Below are 17,666 nucleotides of genomic sequence, written 5' to 3'. Positions count from 1 at the left end.
CAAAAGCGCCGGGTCCCGCTGCGTTGGGTAGTATGAAAAGGCGCCGTGCGGCGCCGTGCCAGCCGGCCGCCGTCGGACTTCCTGCGGAGCCATACCCGGCCGGCTGACGTTTGTTCCCAAAGGAGTTTTGTGTCTTCACATCCGATCCGTGTTGCAATCGTTGGCGTGGGTAACTGCGCCGCTTCGCTGGTGCAGGGCGTCCAGTACTACAAGGATGCCGATCCCGCGGAGACCGTTCCGGGCCTGATGCATGTTGAGTTTGGCCAGTACCACGTTGGCGACGTTCAGTTCGTTGCCGCGTTCGATGTTGACGGCAAGAAGGTCGGCGTTGACCTTTCTGACGCCATCCTGGCCAGCGAGAACAACACCATCAAGATCGCCGACGTCCCGCCCACGGGTGTGACGGTCCAGCGCGGCCACACCCTGGACGGGCTGGGCAAGTACTACCTCGAGACCATTGAGGAATCCACCGAAGAGCCCGTGGACGTGGTCCAGGCGCTCAAGGACGCCAAGGTTGATGTCCTGGTCTGCTACCTGCCCGTGGGTTCCCAGCAGGCGGCGGAGTTCTACGCGCAGGCCGCAATCGACGCCGGCGTGGCCTTCGTCAATGCACTGCCGGTCTTCATCGCCGGGACCAAGGCCTGGGCTGACAAGTTCACTGCCGCAGGCGTGCCGATCGTGGGTGACGACATCAAGAGCCAGATCGGTGCGACCATCACGCACCGCGTCATGGCCAAGCTGTTCGAAGACCGCGGCGTGACCCTGGACCGGACTTACCAGCTGAACGTCGGCGGAAACATGGACTTCAAGAACATGCTCGAGCGCGATCGGCTCGAGTCGAAGAAGATCTCCAAGACCCAGGCCGTGACCTCGAACGTTGAGGCCGAACTGGCTGCCAAGGACGTGCACATCGGCCCGTCCGACTACGTGCAGTGGCTGGATGACCGCAAGTGGGCGTTCGTGCGCCTGGAGGGCCGGAACTTCGGTGACGCCCCCGTCTCGCTGGAGTACAAGCTCGAAGTCTGGGACTCCCCGAACTCGGCCGGTGTGATCATCGATGCCATCCGTGCGGCGAAGATCGGCCTGGACCGTGGCATCGGCGGCCCGCTGCTGTCGGCGTCGAGCTACTTCATGAAGTCCCCGCCGGAGCAGTTCAACGACGACCTCGCCCGCGAAAAGGTCGAAGCCTTCATCCGCGGCGACCTCGAACGCTAACCCCTCTCTAGGGCGCTCCCTCACCCACGGGTGGGGGAGCGCCTTGTTTTAACACGCCCGCTCACCTTTGACATGTTTTACCCTAACGCCCGCTCACCTTTGACGTGTTTTACCCGAACGCCCGCTCAGCTTTGACGTGTTTTCCGCCCTCATCTGGCGGGGCAATCCCGCCTCCTGCGTGGGTCACGTGTTGGCGAAGCCCGAGGCAGTCACAGGATTGGTGGCGGAATTCCTGAGGGCGTGCCTGACTCTCTTGAGCGCACCAGCGAAACCGTCATCCTGATCGGTCTTGTCGACGATGATGACGGCCCAACCGGCTCGTTCGAAGGCCTTGTCCCTGCGCCGATCGATCCGTTTCTGCGGTTCTGAAAGGTGATGGCCGCCGTCGTACTGAAGGGCAACTCTGTGCTGGCGAAAGCCGAGGTCGGCTGATGGCGAGCGGGGGTCCCCCGGGCGAAGTCCAAGCTGCAATTCCGGTTCAGGAAGACCAGCGTCCAGCATGGACAATCGAAGGAATGTCTCCGGCGCAGAGTCCGCCCCTACCCGCATCAGGTCCAGTGCTTGCCGGGCACGGACAACGCCCTGAAGATTTGGATGTCGGGCCACCAAAGCCCGTAATTCCTCAAGTGTTGAGTACGAGCCCTCTCTGCCCTCGAATTCCGGCCGGGGTATCCGGATGAGTTGGTCTCCCGTGGCCACCTAATCGTTCAATGGGAGTTGCCGTGCCATATCCAGCCACGTCCGGCCCCTGGTGCTGAGCCAAATCCCTTCCACGAATTCAATCTCGCCAGGCTTCACAATGACCCGATGTCCAGAAATCCCTCTTCTCCGTGCTCCGGGAAGGCCACTGGGTTTGCTGAGGTGCAGCTCGTTGGAGTCTGTAAGCCAAGGCGGCAGGATGAAGCTCCGGAGTCGAGCCGCGGTGACATGGGAAACCCACGCCCCAGGCGTGGCCTCCGACAGGCCGCGGGCAGCGTCCTCCAAACAGAAATCCCAACCGGCCGGACGATAGAGCCCTCGGCTTACTCGCTCAACGTCTGTGCGCCGCAAGCGGCTGTAATGTAACCCCGCGCGCCTGGAACTCTCGAGAGTGAACGGGCTGCTGGCCAGGTGAGAGGGCAGCGGCGGCTGTGATCGCATACTGCATTCTTATTCAAGCAGCCGACGACCGTCGGGAGTTATCCACAGGCACTCATTCGGTCCCGTCAAAGGTGAGCGGGGGTTTGTTGGAGTCCCGTCAAAGGTGAGCGGGGGTTTCAGGTGAGGCCCACCGCGTTACCGTCGGCGTCCACGTCCATGCGGAGCGCGGCCGGCACGGGTGGAAGGCCGGGCATGGTCATCACGGCGCCTGTCAGCGCAACGATGAAGCCAGCCCCGGTCTTGGGCAGCAGGTCGCGGACGTGGATGGTGAAACCCTTGGGGGCGCCCAGGCGGGAGGCGTCGTCCGTGAAGGAGTACTGGGTCTTGGCCATGCACACGGGCAGCCCACTCCAGCCGTTCCGTTCGATATCGGCCAACCGTTTCAAGGCCGGCACGGAGAAGTCCACCCCATCTGCCCCGTAGATCTCCTGGGCGATGGTCCGGATCTTGTCCTCCACCGACAATTCCAGCGGGTACAGGTGCCGGAAATTGCCGGGAGCGTCCACCGCCTGTGCCACCAGCGCCGCGAGCTCGTCACCGCCGTCGCCCCCTCCGCCGCGGCCCCACACGTCCGCGACGGCGGCATGCACTCCCTCCGCGGCGCACCAGGCCAGCAGCCAGTCCAGTTCCTCCTGCGAATCGGACGAGAACTTGTTGATGGCCACCACCGGTGTGACCCCGAACTTCTCCACGTTGTGGACGTGCCGGCGCAGGTTCGCCACGCCTGCCTCAAGTGCGGCCAGGTCCGGGCGCGTCAATGCGTCCTTGGCCACGCCGCCTTGCATTTTGAGGGCACGCACCGTCGCCACCACTACGACGGCGGAGGGGGCTAGGCCGCCGTACCGCGCCTTGATGTCCATGAACTTCTCGGCTCCCAGGTCGGCGCCGAAACCGGCTTCCGTCACCACGAGGTCCGCCAGCCGCCGCGCGGTTTGGGTGGCAATGAGCGAGTTGCAGCCGTGCGCGATATTGGCGAACGGACCGCCGTGCACCAAGGCGGGAGTTCCCGCGATGGTCTGCACCAGGTTGGGCTTGACCGCCTCCTTTAAGAGCAGGGTCAGGGCACCCTCGACACCCAGGTCTGCCACCGTCACCGGAGTCCGGTCGTAGGTGTAGCCGAACGTGATCCGGCCCAGCCGCGTCCGCAGATCCGACAGGTCCGTGGCCAGGCAGAAGACGGCCATGATTTCGGACGCCACGGTGATGTCGAATCCGTCCTGCCGCGGTACACCCTGCGTGGGGCCGCCCAGCCCGATGACCACCTCGCGCAGCGCCCGGTCGTTCATGTCCAGCACGCGCTTGAACGTCATCCGGCGCGGATCGATGTTCAGCGCGTTGCCCTGGTAGATGTGGTTGTCCACCAACGCCATGAGCGCGTTGTTGGCCGAGGTGATGGCATGGAAGTCGCCGGTGAAGTGCAGGTTGATCTCGTCCATGGGCAGCACCTGCGAGTAACCCCCGCCGGTGGCGCCGCCCTTCATCCCGAGCACGGGTCCCAGGGACGGCTCCCGGAGCGCAATCATCACCTTGTGGCCTGCGCGGGCCAGGGAATCGGCCAGTCCCACGGTGGTGGTGGACTTCCCCTCGCCGGCCGGGGTGGGGGACATCGCCGAGACCAGCACCACCTTGCCGTGCGGGGCGGGGGCCTGGAGCCTGGCCGGATCGATCTTCGCCTTGTACCGCCCGTACAGTTCCAGGGCGTCGGCATTGATCCCGGCCGCAGCCGCGATCTCTCCGATGGGCCGGATCCGGGCAGCGCGGGCAATCTCAAGATCAGAAGGCAGACCAGACATCGTTGTCCTTTCCTGTACCGGCCGGCGCCGGACACCTGCCCCTAAGCTAACAGCACCCGGGCCAGGCCCGGAGGAACAGCCGTCAGCGGGACCGGCATTCGAAGCAGGTGCGGACGGTCGTCAGGAGGCGGGCACCGCCGGGGCGAGGCGGTGCCCCGAGTAATGGTCGACGGCGGCATGGTAGCTTTCGAGCGTGATGGCCGCAGTGCGCTGCCAGCCGGAGCTCTGGGCACGGATGGCGGCGGCCCGGCCCAGGTCCTCGCGGGTGGCGGGGTCGTCGTAGAGGGCCTCCAGCGCGTCGGCCCAGTCGGCCGCGTGATGGCCGTCCACCAGCAAACCGGTCCGGCCATGGAAAATTGCGCGGGACAGGCCGCCCACCCGGGTGGCCACCACGGGCGTCCCGCAGGCTTGGGCCTCAAGCGCCACGAGTCCGAAGGACTCGCTGAAGGAAGGCATCACCACCACGTCTGCCGCGCGGAACCAGGATGCAAGCTCAGGTGCCTTCACCGGCGGAAGCTGCGTGACGACGTCGTCCATTCCCGCCTCCGCCACCAGGCAGCGGAGGTTGAATTCCTTGTTGCCGCTCAAGGCGCCCAGGATGGTGACCCGAAGGTCGATGTCCGGGCGGCGTTTCCGCAGCAGTGCCGCGGCCTTGACCAGGACCTGCGGACCCTTGAGCCGCTGGATCCGGCCCGCGAACACCAAGTGGAAGGTGTCGGAGCTGACGCCGTGCTGCGCCCGGGACCGCGCCCGGAATGCCGGGGTGAAGGTGCTCAGGTCCACCCCGGGCGGCGCGATGTCGATCCGGTCGTAGGTGGCACCGTAGTGGGATACGAGTTCGGCGGCCTCGGAACTGGTGTTGGCGATAAGCCTGGCCGCGCCCTCCACGATGCGGTGCTCGCCCAGTTCGCGCCGGCGGGGTTCGGGCTGTTCGCCGGACTCCAGCAGCAGGTTCTTCACTTTTGCCATGGTGTGCATGGTGTGCACCAGCGGCACGTCCCAGAGCCGTGACAGCTCCAGGCCGGCGATCCCGGATACCCAGTAGTGCGAATGGATGACGTCGTACCGGCCGTGCGGCTGGCGGCGGCGGATCTGCTCGATTTCCGCCACCATGGCGTGCAGCAAGCCCGGCAGCTCCTCCTTGGGGACCTTGGTGGGCGGTCCGGCCAGGACGTTGTGAACGCAGACGCCGGGATCCGGGTGTTCGACGGCGGGCTGGTCGGCGGAGGTGGCGCGCGTAAAGATTTCCACCTCAACCCCGGCCTCCGCCAGCGCCGAAGCCAGCTCACGGATATAGACGTTCATTCCGCCGGCATCGCCGGAGCCCGGCTGTTCCATGGGGGAGGTGTGGAGGGAGAGCAAAGCGACCCTGCGGATCAGTGCCACGGGACCTCCTTCCGGCCGCCGGCGCGCGTGAGCGGAGCCGGTCGAGTGCACATTCGATAAAACATTACTCCTTCACCCAACGCCCGCCGCCCGCCCAGATCTTCCCCAGCGCCGGAAAAGCCTGCTCGTAACCGTCCAGCAGCCGGGCGGCCAGGTCCGTCGAAGCCACGAGCGGGTGCCGGGCGAAGGCCTGCACGGCGGCGTCACGGTTGCCCTCGGTAGCAGCCAGGACGGTGAGCCGTTCGACGTCCTTGACCTGCCGGATCAGTTCGAGCTGCGGTCCGGCGGGCGCTTGCTGGGGCAGGGGGACGGCGCCGGCGGGGGTGACAGTGCACGGAACCTCGACGACGGCGTCCGCCGGCAGGCCGGGGATGGCGGGTTGGGGAATACCCGGGTCTGCCGTGGCCGGCAGGGGAGCGGGACGTTCCGCGGCCGCTTCGGCGGATTGGCCGGCGGCCGGGAGGACGTTGCGGGTGTTGAGGATCAGCTGCGTGTCCCCGCCGCCGGCGAGGGCGCGCATGGCTGCGAGGGCAACACGCTCGTAGCCGCCGCCGGCCAGGTCTTCCTCGTTCCGGCGCTCGCCGGCACCCCGGGCTTCGGCCAGGTATCCCTCTTCGCGGGACCTGCGGGCCTCTTCCCACAGCCGGTAGGCGTCCGGGCCGGCTGCGGCAAGCCGGGGATACAGCTCCTGCTGCTGGCTGTGGATGGCCTCGCCGCGGGTCTGCGCCATGGCGTCCATGGCTTGCCGGGCGGCGTCGCGCCGATAGTAGTAGTACAGGTATTCGTTGGGGAGCATGCCCAGGCTGGCAAGGAATGGCTCCGGGAAGAGCCTGCCTTCTTCGAACGACTGGAGGGCCGGCGCGCTGGCGAGCAGGTCCGGCAGCACGTCCCGGCCGCCCGCTTCCAGCCGGTACAGCCAGCCAAGATGGTTCAGCCCGTAGTAGCCGACGCCGCTCAATCGTCCCTCCGGCAGGGGGACACCGGCGGCCGAAGCAGCCCGCTGCACCAGGCCGGCCGCTGAATCGCAGATTCCGATGACCCGGTGCCCCAGGACGGGGAGCAGCGCCTCCGTGACCATCCCCGCGGGGTTGGTGAAATTGATCAGCCACGCGTCCGGACAGTGTTCCCGCATCAGCCGGGCCAGCTCGAGCATGGGGGGAATGGTCCGCAGGGCGTACGAAATCCCGCCGGCTCCCGTGGTTTCCTGGCCGAGCAGGCCCAGGCCCTGCGGCACCTTTTCATCGATGATCCGGCCTGCGGTGCCGCCGGGCCGGATCGCGGCGAACACCATGGAAGCTCCGGCCAGGGCCCCGGCGGGATCGGTAGTGGCGTGCACGGCAGGCCCGGCACCCGAGCCGCCGGACATGCTGGCCAGAACGGCCGTGACGGCTTTGAGCCGGGCAGGATCGACGTCGTACAGGACCACCTCGGTGACCAGCCCGGAATAGCGGCCTGACGTCAGTGCCCGATATATCAGGGGCACACGAAAACCCCCGCCGCCCGCAATCAGAAGCCGCATACCATGCAGTCTAGGACCCGGGCCGGACAGCTTGTCCACACCGTTCCTCCGCCCCTACCGCGGCATGGCGGCACAGCGTATTGTGCCGAACATGGACGCGATTCCCGCACGCCCGTTCGATCCCCTGGCCGCCGTCCGTTCACCCGTCGAGCCGGGCTTCGATCTGTTGCTGGCCGGGACCGTTTTCCAGGACATCATCTTCACCGGCCTGCCGCACGGGCCGGAGCCCGGAACGGAAGTCTGGAGCGACGGCATGGGCAGCTGCCCGGGTGGGGTGGCAAACCAGGCCATCGCCGCCGCCAGGCTGGGCCTGCGCACCGGGCTGGCGGCAGCTTTCGGCGATGACGGGTACGGCGACTTCAACTGGAAGATCCTGTCCAGCCAGGAACATGTGGACCTCAGCCTCTCCCGCCGCGTCCCGGGCTGGCATTCCCCGGTGACGGTATCCCTGTGCGTGGACCAGGACCGCTCGATGGTCACCCACGGCCATTCAGCACCGGTGACCAACTCCGAGCTGATCGGGGAGCCACCCCCGGCGCTGGCCGGCATCGCGGAGCTGGGTGTGGAAGTGGAACCGTGGGCGAAGGCCGCCCACGCGGCGGGAGTCCGGCTGTTCGGCGACGTTGGCTGGGATCCCAGCGGGGAGTGGGCACCGGTGCGGCTCGAGAACCTGCAGCACTTTTACGCCTTCCTGCCCAACCAGCGCGAGGCCATGGCGCTCACCGGCAAGGACAACCCCTGGAGTGCCCTCTACGCGCTGGCGGACCGGGTTCCGGTGGCTGTGGTGACGCTCGGCGCCCAGGGCGCCATGGCGGTTGATTCCCAGACCGGGGAGGAGGAATGGGTTCCGTCCCTCCCGGTCAAGGCGCATGACCCAACGGGGGCCGGCGACTGCTTCGACGCCGCGTTCATTGTGGGCACCTTGGCCGGTTGGCCACTGGGGGACCGGCTGCGGTTCGCCAACCTGTGTGCCTCGTTGGCGGTCCAGGAGGTAGGCGGATCGCTGGCAGCCCCGGGCTGGGGGGACATCGCCGACTGGTGGAAACGCGCCAACGCCCGCCCTGAACGGCAGACGAGCCAGTGGCTGCGGCGCTTCGGCTTCCTCGCGGACATCGTCCAGGACGTGCCGCTCGCAGCCCAGCGCAGGGCGGCCGCCACCATCGCGCACCTTTCGGACGCCTGAGGCGCCCAGGCTGCCGCCGATTATTCGGCGCGAAGTGCCCGCACTAGAATCACTTAGGTGACTTACCCCGCAACAAACGGTGAATTCAGTGCTGCCTCCGGGCCGGACCCCCGCCACGAACGGTCCGCCGTGATCGACCTGGACGCCATCCGGCACAACGTCGGCCGGCTGGCCGACGCCGCTTCCCCCGCGAACGTCATGGCCGTGGTCAAGGCCGACGCCTACGGGCACGGCGCCGTTCCCGTGGCCCGCGCGGCCCTGCAGGCGGGCGCCACCTGGCTGGGGGTGGCCCACATTTCCGAAGCCCTTGCGCTCCGGGCCGCCGGCATCGACGCACCGCTGCTGGCCTGGCTGCACACCACCGACAGCAACTTTGGCGCCGCCGTTGCTGCCGGCGTCGACATTGGCTGCTCGGGGTGGGAACTGGAACGGATCGTTGCTGCCGCCCGCGAACAAGAGCGTCCGGCCCGGGTGCACCTCAAGGTGGACACCGGCCTGGGGCGCAACGGTGCCACCCCCGAAGCCTGGGACCGCCTGGTGGGCGAAGCCGTGGAATACCAGGACCAAGGACTGCTTCGCGTGGTGGGAATCTTCTCCCACCTTGCCGTGGCCGATGAGCCCGACCGCCCTGAAACTGATGACCAGTTGGCGGCGTTCCGGGAAGCGCTGGCCATTGCCGAGGACGCGGGCGTTGATCCGGAAGTCCGGCACCTGGCCAACACCCCCGCCACCTTGTCCCGGCCGGATACCCACTTTGACCTGGTGCGGGTTGGCCTGGGCATCTACGGGCTCTCGCCGTTCGAGGGGCAGGCATCCGCGGAGCTTGGCCTCCGCCCTGCCATGACGCTTCGGACGCTGGTGTCCCAGTGCAAGGGGGTTCCCGCCGGGCAGGGCGTTTCCTACGGCCTGCACTACCGGACCAAGGAGGCCAGCACCCTGGCATTGATTCCGCTGGGCTATGCCGACGGCGTCCCGCGCGCCGCCACCGGCGGGCCCGTCCGCGTGGCCGGGAAGACCTACCCGGTGGTGGGGCGGATCGCGATGGACCAGATGGTCATCGACCTTGGGCCGGCGGCCGCAGATTCCGGCCTGCCCGGTGCCGAAGCGGAGCTGTTCGGGGACGGTGCCGACGGCGGTCCCACGGCTGACGACTGGGCACAGGCGGCAGGGACCATCAACTACGAAATCGTCACCCGCATCAGCCCCCGGGTACCGCGCCGCTTCATCAATGAGGACCAGCCGGCCGGCAGCAGCCCCGGCCTGGCGGACGTACCCGGTCAAGCGGGGACGGCGTGAGCGGGACAGGGCAGCCGGCCGCCAACTGGGAAAAGGCGCTGACGGCCACGACGGCGGAGCAGACGCAGGCGTTCGGCCGCCACGTGGCGGAGGTACTGCAGGCCGGAGACCTGCTGGTGCTCTCCGGTGAACTTGGCGCCGGAAAAACCACTTTTACCCAGGGCCTGGGGGAAGGGCTGGGTGTCCGCGCGGGCATCATTTCGCCCACCTTCGTCCTGGTCCGCATCCACCCCAACCTTCCGGACGGTCCCCGTCCCGGCGGCCCGGACCTGGTGCACGTAGATGCCTACCGGTTGGGATCTGCGGCTGAGATTGATGACATCGACCTCGAGAACACGATGGACTCGTCGGTGACCGTGGTGGAGTGGGGCCATGACCGGGTGGAGCACCTGAGCGAGAGCCGCCTCGAGATCGACCTGCACCGCGCCATCGGTCTTGGCAGCGCCGCGGAAGCCCCCGGTGACGCCGGCACCACGGGCGGCGCGTCCGGAATCCTGGACTTTGACGACGACACCGACGAACCGCGAACCATCGTGGTGCGCGGATACGGGCCCCGCTGGGCGACGGTACCGGCGCTGGGCGGTTTTGAAGGGGGACTCCCATGCTGATCCTCGCCATTGACACCTCCGCGGTGGCCAGCGCCGCCCTGGTGTCCGACGACGCCCCTGAAAGCGTGCTCGCGAGCTTCGCGACGGCGGACACCCGCAGCCACGCCGAGGTGCTCGCCCCCGGGATCGACGCCATGCTGTCCGAGGCCGGAGTCAACGGCGCGGACATCGATGCCCTGGTGGTGGGCGTCGGCCCCGGACCGTTCACGGGGCTGCGTTCGGGCATTGCCACGGCCCGCACACTTGCGTTCGTTTGGGGCAAGCCCCTGCACGGCCTGATGAGCCTGGATGCCGTAGCCCTGGAAGTAGCCGAATCCACCGCTGCCGTTCCGGAATTCCTGGTGGTCACCGATGCCCGGCGCAAGGAGGTCTACTGGGCCCGCTACAGCTTGGCCGATGGCCAGTTGCCCCTGCTCCAAGACGGGCCGCACGTCAGTTTCGCCGCGGCCCTGCCTGACCTGCCCGCGTTCGGTGCCGGTGCCGGGCTGTACGGCGACGTCCTGAAAGCCCACCCGGAGTTCGCCGCCGAGCAGCCGGATGCGCTGTACCTTGGCCAGTTCGCCCTCGCCAGGTTGGCGTCCGGGGAAGCCCTCTTGGACTCCACCCCCCTGTACCTGCGCGAATCGGACGCCCAGGTCCCCGGACCACGGAAGAGGGCACTGTGACCACCATGCCGGATCCGCGGATGGCGGGAATCACGGTTCGCGACATGACCCTGGACGATGTTCCCGCCGTCGGACTCCTCGAACACCGGCTCTTCCCGATCGATGCCTGGCCCGTGCAGATGTTCCTGGACGAGCTGTCCCAGCCGGAAACACGCCGCTACCTGGTGGCGGAGGGCAACGATGGCATCGTGGGCTACGCCGGCCTGATGTGCATCGAACCGATTGCCGACGTGCAGACCATCGCCGTCGTCCCGGAGTACGAGGGGCGTGGCATCGGCAGCGACCTGCTCACCCGGCTCATCGGGGAGGCCCGCCGGCGGGGCGCCGCCGACATCCTGCTCGAAGTCCGGGCGGACAATCCGCGGGCCCAACAGCTGTACCTGCGGTTCGGTTTCGAGCAGATCCACATCCGTCCCCGCTACTACCGCGACGGCGTGGACGCCCTGATCATGCGGCTGCCGCTGGGCGCCGAGACCGCCCCTGACGAAGCATCGGAAGCAGGCAGCCAATGAACCGCGCACAGCCCCTGGTACTGGGCATCGAATCTTCCTGCGATGAGACAGGCGTGGGCGTGGTCCGCGGCACCACCCTCCTGGCCAACACCGTCTCCTCCTCGATGGACGAGCACGTCCGCTTCGGTGGCGTCATCCCTGAGATCGCCTCCCGTGCCCACCTCGACGCTTTCGTTCCCACCCTGGAGCAGGCACTGGCGGACGCCGGCGCGCGCCTGGCGGACGTGGACGCCATTGCCGTGACGTCAGGCCCGGGACTCGCCGGCGCGCTCATGGTGGGGGTCTGCGCCGCGAAGGCGCTCGCCGTCGCCACAGGGAAGCCGCTGTACGCGATCAACCATCTGGTGGCCCACGTTGGTGTCGGCCTCCTGGATGACCGGACAACCGGGAAGACGCAGGAACTGCCCTCCAACCTGGGCGCCCTGCTGGTGTCCGGCGGCCACACCGAAATCCTGCGGATCAACAGCATCACCAGCGATGTGGAGCTCCTGGGTTCCACCATCGACGACGCCGCCGGCGAAGCGTACGACAAGGTGGCACGCATCCTGGGCCTGGGCTACCCCGGGGGGCCTGCCATCGACAAGGTGGCCCGCAACGGCAACCCCAAGGCCATCCGCTTCCCCCGCGGATTGAGCCAGCCCAAGTACATGGGCACAGCGGATGAACCGGGCCCGCACCGGTACGACTGGTCCTTCAGCGGGCTCAAGACGGCGGTGGCCCGGTGCGTGGAGCAGTTCGAGGCGCGCGGGGAAGAGATCCCGGTGGCTGACATCGCCGCCGCGTTCCAGGAAGCGGTGGTGGATGTGATCTCGTCCAAAGCCGTCCTGGCCTGCCGCGAGCACGGAATCAAGGACGTCCTGCTGGGCGGCGGGGTGGCGGCCAATTCACGCCTGCGGGAGCTGACCGGGCAACGCTGCGCCTCCGCCGGTATCCGGCTGCACGTCCCCCCGCTGGACCTCTGCACCGACAATGGGGCCATGGTGGCCGCCCTCGGTGCGCAACTGGTGATGGCCGGTGTGGAACCCAGCGGAATCGGTTTCGCCCCGGATTCGTCGCTGCCCGTCACCTCGGTGTCGCTGCAGGCCTGACGGCAGAAGGCCCGGCGTCAGCGAACCGTCGCGGGGCGTTTTGGCGGCCCCGTCGTCGTACATCGCGACGGCGGCCGGCGTGTCCGTGCCGAAGTGCCCCACTTCGGCAGCAGCACGCTAGGCGGTGGGGCCGTTGCGCATCTGCTTGACCAGGTCCAGCACCACGGCCTGCAGGTTTCCGCCGTTTTCAGCTGCCACCCGGCGCTGGCGCTGGTACCCGGCCCCGCGCCGGATGATCTTCTCCACATCGGCGAGTTCGTCGGCGCAGCGCAGCTTGGCCGCCACGGGCTCCAGCCGGTTCAGCGTCTCCAGCAGGTGGTCGGTAACCAGCTGCTCCTTGCCGGCCGCGTCCAGGATGATGATGGCATCCATGCCGTAACGGGCGGCGCGCCACTTGTTTTCCTGGACATGCCACGGCGGCATGGTGGGGATGGTGCCGCCGTTGTCCAACGTGGTGGAGAACTCATCCACCAGGCACTGCGTGAGGGCGGCGATGGCACCCACTTCCTCCAGCGTTGCCAGGCCGTCACAGATCCGCATTTCGATGGTGCCCAGGGCCGGCACCGGCCGGATGTCCCACCGGATCTCTGAAATGGTGTCGATGACACCCGTGGTGAACATGTCCTGGACGTAGGACTCGTATTCCGCCCAGGATTTGAACTGGAACGGCAGGCCCGCGGTGGGGAGCTGCTGGAACATCAAGGCCCGCTGGGACGCGTAGCCTGTGTCCTCACCGCCCCAGAAGGGACTGGACGCAGAGAGCGCCTGGAAATGCGGGAAGTAGTTGACCAGTCCGTCCAGGATGGGCAGCGCCTTGTCCCGGCGGTCCAGTCCCACATGGACGTGGACGCCGTAAATGACCATCTGCCGTCCCCACCACTGGGTCCGGTCGATCAGCTTGGCGTAGCGCGCCTTGTCCGTGACCGGCTGCAGCTGGGGCGGGCTGAACGGGTGGCTGCCCGCGCAGAACAGCTCCACGCCCATGGGATCGGTGATTTCGCGGACAGCGGCCACCGACCGGCTGAGGTCCTCTTTGGCTTCGGCGGCTGTCTCGCAGATCCCGGTGACCAGTTCCACGGTGTTGAGCAGGAGTTCCTGCTTGATGTGCGGGTGTTCGTCGTCTTCGTTGAGTTCCGGGTGCCGGGAGGCCACGCCGCGGAGCACCTGGTTGGCGACGGAGGCGAGCTCGCCCGTCTTCCCGTCCACCAAAGCGAGCTCCCACTCAACACCGAGGGTTGACTGCCTCGATGACGCGAAGTCGATCTTCACACGTTTCCTTACTGTCCGGTTTGCCGCTGGCTGGTGCCGCTCACAGGCTGCAGCCGGCAGGCGAACGGATGGTCCAAGTCTAGTCCAGGGGTAGCATCGTACTGATGGCCTCGTTCCCGCTGCGTCACAGTCCCGCCAAATACTTTCCCCTCATCCTCGCTTTGTCAGCCGTTGCCCTGGGCTCCTGCACCGCCTCGCCAAGCGCCGTTCCGCCGTCGTCCCCGGCACCTGCGCCCAGCGCGTCCGCCGCGGAAAGTACGACGCCGGCAGCGCCTTCCGCTGCACCCTCGCCTGACGCAGGTTCCCGGCCCCTGGGGTGGGGACCGGAGCAGCGGGACCAGGACGCCGCCGCGGCCGCTGTGGCGGCCATGTCGCCGGAGGGAAAGGCCGGCCAGGTCCTGCTCCCGTTCTTCAAGGGCAACCAGGTGGAAGCCCAGGCGGCGCTCATCCAGCGCCTGCACCTGGCCGGGTCCATCATCATGGGCGACAACGTCCCGCGCGGCCCCCAGGGGAAGGTGGACGTGGCCGCGATGGGGGCCGTGAACCAGCGGCTGCGTCAGGCTGTGGCCGCGGACGGCCGGCCATGGCCCGGGATCATCGGCGTGGACCAGGAAGGCGGCGCAGTGGCACGCCTGGGCGCCCCGCTGACCGAATGGCCGGTGCCCATGAGCTACGGCGCCGCGGGCAGCGAAGACCTGACCCGCCAGGCCGGCAAGGCGCTGGCCGCCGAGCTGCTGCCGTTGGGGTTCGACCTCGATTTCGCGCCCGACACGGATGTGACCATCGGCCCCACGGACCCCACCATCGGGGCGCGGTCCATGTCCGCCGATCCGGCCGTGGCGGCGTCGCAGGGCGTGGCATTCTCCCGGGGCATGCTGGACGCAGGCATCCTCCCCACCGTCAAGCACTTCCCGGGGCACGGCTCGGTGACAACCGATTCCCACCTCAACCTCCCCGTCCAGCCTGCCACCGTCGACGAGCTTCGGGGCAGGGACTGGAAACCGTTCCAGGCCGCCGTGGCCGCCGGCTTGCCGATCGTCATGACCGGGCACATTGCCGTGCCCGCGCTGGAACCCGGTGTGCCGGCATCGCTCTCCGCGCCAAGCTACGCGGCGCTGCGGAACCTTGGCTTCCAGGGTGTAGCAGTGACGGACGCCCTCAACATGGGCGCCGTGGAAAAGCAGTATCCGGCCGGCGCGGCCGCCGTGAAGGCCCTGGCCGCGGGCGCCGACCTGCTGCTGATGCCCGAGGACGTGGAGCAGGCGCATGCTGCCATCCTCCAGGCACTGGCCGCCGGAACCCTCCCCGCCGCGCGGCTCGATGACGCCGCCCGGCGGGTTGCCACCATGATGATGTGGCACGCACGGACAGCGGCCCCCGCAGGGACACCTGGTGCAGGTGCTCCGGCCGGGAGCGGCGCAGCGTTGTCAGCCAAGGTCTCGGCGTCCGCCGTGACAGTCCTCTCCGGCCCCTGCCACGGACCCCTGGTGCCGGGATCGGTACGGGTCGAGGGTGGTGGCCCGGGGGACCGCGAACGCTTCGAAGCCGCTGCCGCCCGTGCCGGCCTGGCAGTGGGCTCCGGGCCCGTGGTCAACATCATCGGTTTCGGCGGCAAACCGGCAGGTGGCGACATCGCGGTAACCCTGGACGCGCCCTGGCCACTGCAGGAATCCAACGCGCCGATCAAACTGGCGCTCTACGGCCGCAGCGACACCGCCTTCGACGCCCTTGCCGCCGTCCTGGCAGGGAAGGCGACAGCGCCCGGAAAGCTGCCTGCCGCCGTCGGGCCCTATCCGGCCGGAACCGGCTGCAGCCCCTGACCTGCGAGCGGGAGCGGCGGGGGAGCGCGTTTAATGGTCGGGTGCCCATTCTGAATAAAGACATGACCCTCTGCATCTCGCTCTCCGCCCGTCCCAGCAACAACGGGACCCGGTTCCACAACCACCTGTACGGGCAACTGGACCTGAACTGGATCTACAAGGCGTTCGCGCCCACCAACCTTGAACAGGCCATCGCCGGTGTCCGTGGCCTGGGCATCCGGGGCTGTGCCATCTCCATGCCCTACAAGGAAGACGTCATCGCCCTGGTGGACGAGATGGACCCTTCCGCCAAGGCCATCGACTCCGTGAACACGATCGTGAACACTGATGGCCACCTCAAGGCGTACAACACCGACTACACGGCCATTGAGCAGCTGCTGGCCCGCAACGGCGTCCCCACCGGCTACTCCGTGGTGGTGCAGGGATCCGGCGGGATGGCGAAGGCCACGGTGGCGGCCTTGCGGGACGCCGGCTTCACCAACGTCACAGTCGTGTCCCGGAACGAGGCCTCCGGGCGGGCGCTCGCGGACCAGTACGGCTTCCAGTGGCGGGCAGCGCTCGACGGCGGCACGGCCGACCTCATCATCAACGTCACGCCCATGGGTATGGCAGGGAGTATGGCCGGCGGGACGGAAGCGGACACCGTGTCGTTCCCGGCGGAGGCCATCGAAGCGGCCCGCCTGGTGTTCGACGTGGTGGCCTTGCCCGCCGAGACGCCGCTGATCCGGGCCGCCCGTGCGGCCGGCAAGCCGGTCATCACCGGTGCCGAGGTGGCCACCATCCAGGCGCTCGAGCAGTTTGTCCTGTACACCGGGGTGCGGCCCACTGCGGAGCAGGTGCGGGCCGCCGAGGAGTTCATGCGCGCCCAGTAGCGGCGCGGCGGCCTTCCGGCGGCGCGCCTAGGGCATGCCGGCTTGGACGGGTTCCACCACGATGGCCACCCGGTCCTCGCCAATCCGGGTCAGGACCAGGGTGGCGGCCTTGCCGGCGCCCTTCTTGCCGGCCGCTTTTCCGCCCGGCAGCAGCTGCTTGCGCAGTTCTTCCGGGGTGACCGCCGTGCCCCGCTTCTTGATGTCCAGCACGGTGATGCCCTCCTGCTTTACCCAGGCTTTGAGCGCCTTGACGTTGTAGGGCATCACCTCCAGTACTTTGTAGGCGCGGGCGAACGGCGTGGCCAGGAGTTCCGGGGCGCAGATGTAAGCGATGTGCTCATCAACCAGGTGGCCGCCGAGTTCCAGCGCGACATCGGCCACCAGTCCGGCCCGGATCACGGCGCCGTCGGGTTCGTACAGGTAGCCCTCCGCCGGTCCCACCGGGGCCGTGGGACCTGCACCGAAATCGTTGCCGCTGGTCAGTTCGGCCGCACCCTCTGGACCAAGGACCAGGGCGGCGCGGCGCACCCCGGGCCGGCTGACGGCGTTGAACCACAGGGTGACCTCGGTGACGTCTCCGGCGACCGACACCCACTGCGCTTCGCAGCCGGCCGGCACGGATTCGTGCGGCATGCCGGGCCCCATCTTCACGCCCACCGCCTTCCCCGACGCCGCGAGCGATTCAACGAAGGACAACGGCGGTGAGAACGCCTCAGGGTCCCAGATCCGTTTGGTGCCGGACGTGGAGGTGACCCGCCGGGCAGGATCCAGCCACACGCCGTCGACCCCGTCCAGTGGAACCGTTGCCGCGTCCGCGTGCACCACGGTGGCATTGGGGAAGGGGATCAGGTTCACCGTGGCGCACGCGGCGGTGGTCTCGTCCATTTCGACGGCTGTGACGTTGAGGTCAAGGGATGCCAGGGCCAGGGAATCGGCGCCGAGGCCGCAGCCGAGGTCCGCCACGTGGCTGATCCCGGCGGCGGCGAAGCGCTGCGCATGGTGCGCCGCGACGTTCAGGCGGGTGGCCTGCTCCAGCCCTGCCTGGGTGAACAGCATCTGGCGGGCGAACTCCCCGAACTTCGCCTCGGCCTTGGTGCGCAGCCGCGACTGGGTCAGGACCGCGGAGACCAGTCCGGCAGGATGGCCGGCTTTCCGGAGCGCGGAGTTGAGCTCGAAGGAATCCTCGTCCCGGTAGGGGCCCAGGGAGGCCAGCAGCTCCCACCCTTCGGGGGTCAGCAGCGGTGCAATCTGGTCCTGGGGAGCGTGAGCCATGGGTTCCAGCCTAGTGGAGGAGCTCATG

15 protein-coding genes are annotated in these 17,666 nt (G+C 68.2%); 9 read left to right on the top strand and 6 right to left on the bottom strand.

Annotated features, from left to right (window positions below):
• Positions 1-129: 129 nt before the first annotated feature.
• Positions 130-1,215, top strand: coding sequence for an inositol-3-phosphate synthase (locus tag ACFVVC_RS19655; protein WP_387457151.1), 1,086 nt, complete (start codon positions 130-132; stop codon positions 1,213-1,215).
• A gap of 183 nt (positions 1,216-1,398) precedes the next feature.
• On the opposite strand, the gene ACFVVC_RS19650 is transcribed toward ACFVVC_RS19655, so the two are convergent.
• From ACFVVC_RS19650 to ACFVVC_RS19635, 4 genes are all read right to left on the bottom strand, one after another.
• A complete protein-coding gene (locus ACFVVC_RS19650; RefSeq protein WP_387457148.1) occupies positions 1,399-1,722 on the bottom strand; it encodes a hypothetical protein in 324 nt (107 codons plus the stop codon).
• 749 nt (positions 1,723-2,471) lie between these two features.
• Complete coding sequence (locus ACFVVC_RS19645; protein WP_387457145.1) at positions 2,472-4,148, bottom strand: formate--tetrahydrofolate ligase; 1,677 nt, start codon at positions 4,146-4,148, stop codon at positions 2,472-2,474.
• A 120-nt stretch (positions 4,149-4,268) separates the two neighbouring features.
• Complete coding sequence (gene mshA / locus ACFVVC_RS19640) at positions 4,269-5,534, bottom strand: D-inositol-3-phosphate glycosyltransferase (RefSeq protein WP_387457142.1); 1,266 nt, start codon at positions 5,532-5,534, stop codon at positions 4,269-4,271.
• Between the two features lie 64 nt (positions 5,535-5,598).
• Positions 5,599-7,053 (bottom strand): 6-phospho-beta-glucosidase, encoded by a 1,455-nt coding sequence (locus ACFVVC_RS19635; protein ID WP_387457139.1) that lies wholly within the window; start codon positions 7,051-7,053, stop codon positions 5,599-5,601.
• Between the two features lie 91 nt (positions 7,054-7,144).
• Between ACFVVC_RS19635 and ACFVVC_RS19630 the strand changes: the two genes are divergently transcribed.
• Genes ACFVVC_RS19630 through tsaD form a run of 6 tightly spaced genes read left to right on the top strand, consistent with a single transcriptional unit; the run spans position 7,145 to position 12,405 of the window.
• Positions 7,145-8,236 carry a carbohydrate kinase family protein gene (locus ACFVVC_RS19630; RefSeq protein WP_387457172.1) on the top strand — a complete coding sequence of 364 codons (1,092 nt, stop codon included), beginning with the start codon at positions 7,145-7,147 and terminating at the stop codon, positions 8,234-8,236.
• A 57-nt stretch (positions 8,237-8,293) separates the two neighbouring features.
• Positions 8,294-9,532 carry an alanine racemase gene (alr, locus tag ACFVVC_RS19625; RefSeq protein ID WP_387457136.1) on the top strand — a complete coding sequence of 413 codons (1,239 nt, stop codon included), beginning with the start codon at positions 8,294-8,296 and terminating at the stop codon, positions 9,530-9,532.
• Positions 9,529-10,140, top strand: coding sequence for a tRNA (adenosine(37)-N6)-threonylcarbamoyltransferase complex ATPase subunit type 1 TsaE (gene tsaE / locus ACFVVC_RS19620; RefSeq protein ID WP_387457133.1), 612 nt, complete (start codon positions 9,529-9,531; stop codon positions 10,138-10,140). Before alr ends, tsaE begins: the two co-directional genes overlap by 4 nt.
• Complete coding sequence (gene tsaB / locus ACFVVC_RS19615) at positions 10,134-10,805, top strand: tRNA (adenosine(37)-N6)-threonylcarbamoyltransferase complex dimerization subunit type 1 TsaB (protein ID WP_387457130.1); 672 nt, start codon at positions 10,134-10,136, stop codon at positions 10,803-10,805. The genes tsaE and tsaB overlap by 7 nt, the downstream gene beginning before the upstream one ends.
• A gap of 5 nt (positions 10,806-10,810) precedes the next feature.
• Positions 10,811-11,317 carry a ribosomal protein S18-alanine N-acetyltransferase gene (rimI, locus tag ACFVVC_RS19610; protein ID WP_387457169.1) on the top strand — a complete coding sequence of 169 codons (507 nt, stop codon included), beginning with the start codon at positions 10,811-10,813 and terminating at the stop codon, positions 11,315-11,317.
• On the top strand, positions 11,314-12,405 hold the full coding sequence (gene tsaD, locus ACFVVC_RS19605; RefSeq protein ID WP_387457127.1) for a tRNA (adenosine(37)-N6)-threonylcarbamoyltransferase complex transferase subunit TsaD: 1,092 nt from the start codon (positions 11,314-11,316) through the stop codon (positions 12,403-12,405). The genes rimI and tsaD overlap by 4 nt, the downstream gene beginning before the upstream one ends.
• A 117-nt stretch (positions 12,406-12,522) precedes the next feature.
• Here tsaD and ACFVVC_RS19600 read toward each other — a convergent pair whose 3' ends face one another.
• Entirely contained in the window at positions 12,523-13,674 is a 1,152-nt protein-coding gene (locus ACFVVC_RS19600; protein WP_387457124.1) for a glutamate--cysteine ligase, read from the bottom strand.
• Between the two features lie 368 nt (positions 13,675-14,042).
• Between ACFVVC_RS19600 and ACFVVC_RS19595 the strand changes: the two genes are divergently transcribed.
• Together ACFVVC_RS19595 and ACFVVC_RS19590 are read left to right on the top strand one after the other, a co-directional pair.
• Positions 14,043-15,494, top strand: coding sequence for a glycoside hydrolase family 3 N-terminal domain-containing protein (locus ACFVVC_RS19595; protein ID WP_387457166.1), 1,452 nt, complete (start codon positions 14,043-14,045; stop codon positions 15,492-15,494).
• A 41-nt stretch (positions 15,495-15,535) separates the two neighbouring features.
• Positions 15,536-16,366 (top strand): shikimate 5-dehydrogenase, encoded by an 831-nt coding sequence (locus tag ACFVVC_RS19590; protein ID WP_387457121.1) that lies wholly within the window; start codon positions 15,536-15,538, stop codon positions 16,364-16,366.
• A 27-nt stretch (positions 16,367-16,393) separates the two neighbouring features.
• Here ACFVVC_RS19590 and ACFVVC_RS19585 read toward each other — a convergent pair whose 3' ends face one another.
• A complete protein-coding gene (locus tag ACFVVC_RS19585) occupies positions 16,394-17,638 on the bottom strand; it encodes an SAM-dependent methyltransferase (protein ID WP_387457119.1) in 1,245 nt (414 codons plus the stop codon).
• Positions 17,639-17,666 lie beyond the last annotated feature (28 nt).

The organism is Pseudarthrobacter sp. NPDC058196 (assembly GCF_042882685.1).
Classification (GTDB): domain Bacteria; phylum Actinomycetota; class Actinomycetes; order Actinomycetales; family Micrococcaceae; genus Arthrobacter.
Note: the sequence above shows the minus strand (reverse complement) of the source record. Positions and strands in the feature narration are given on the sequence as shown.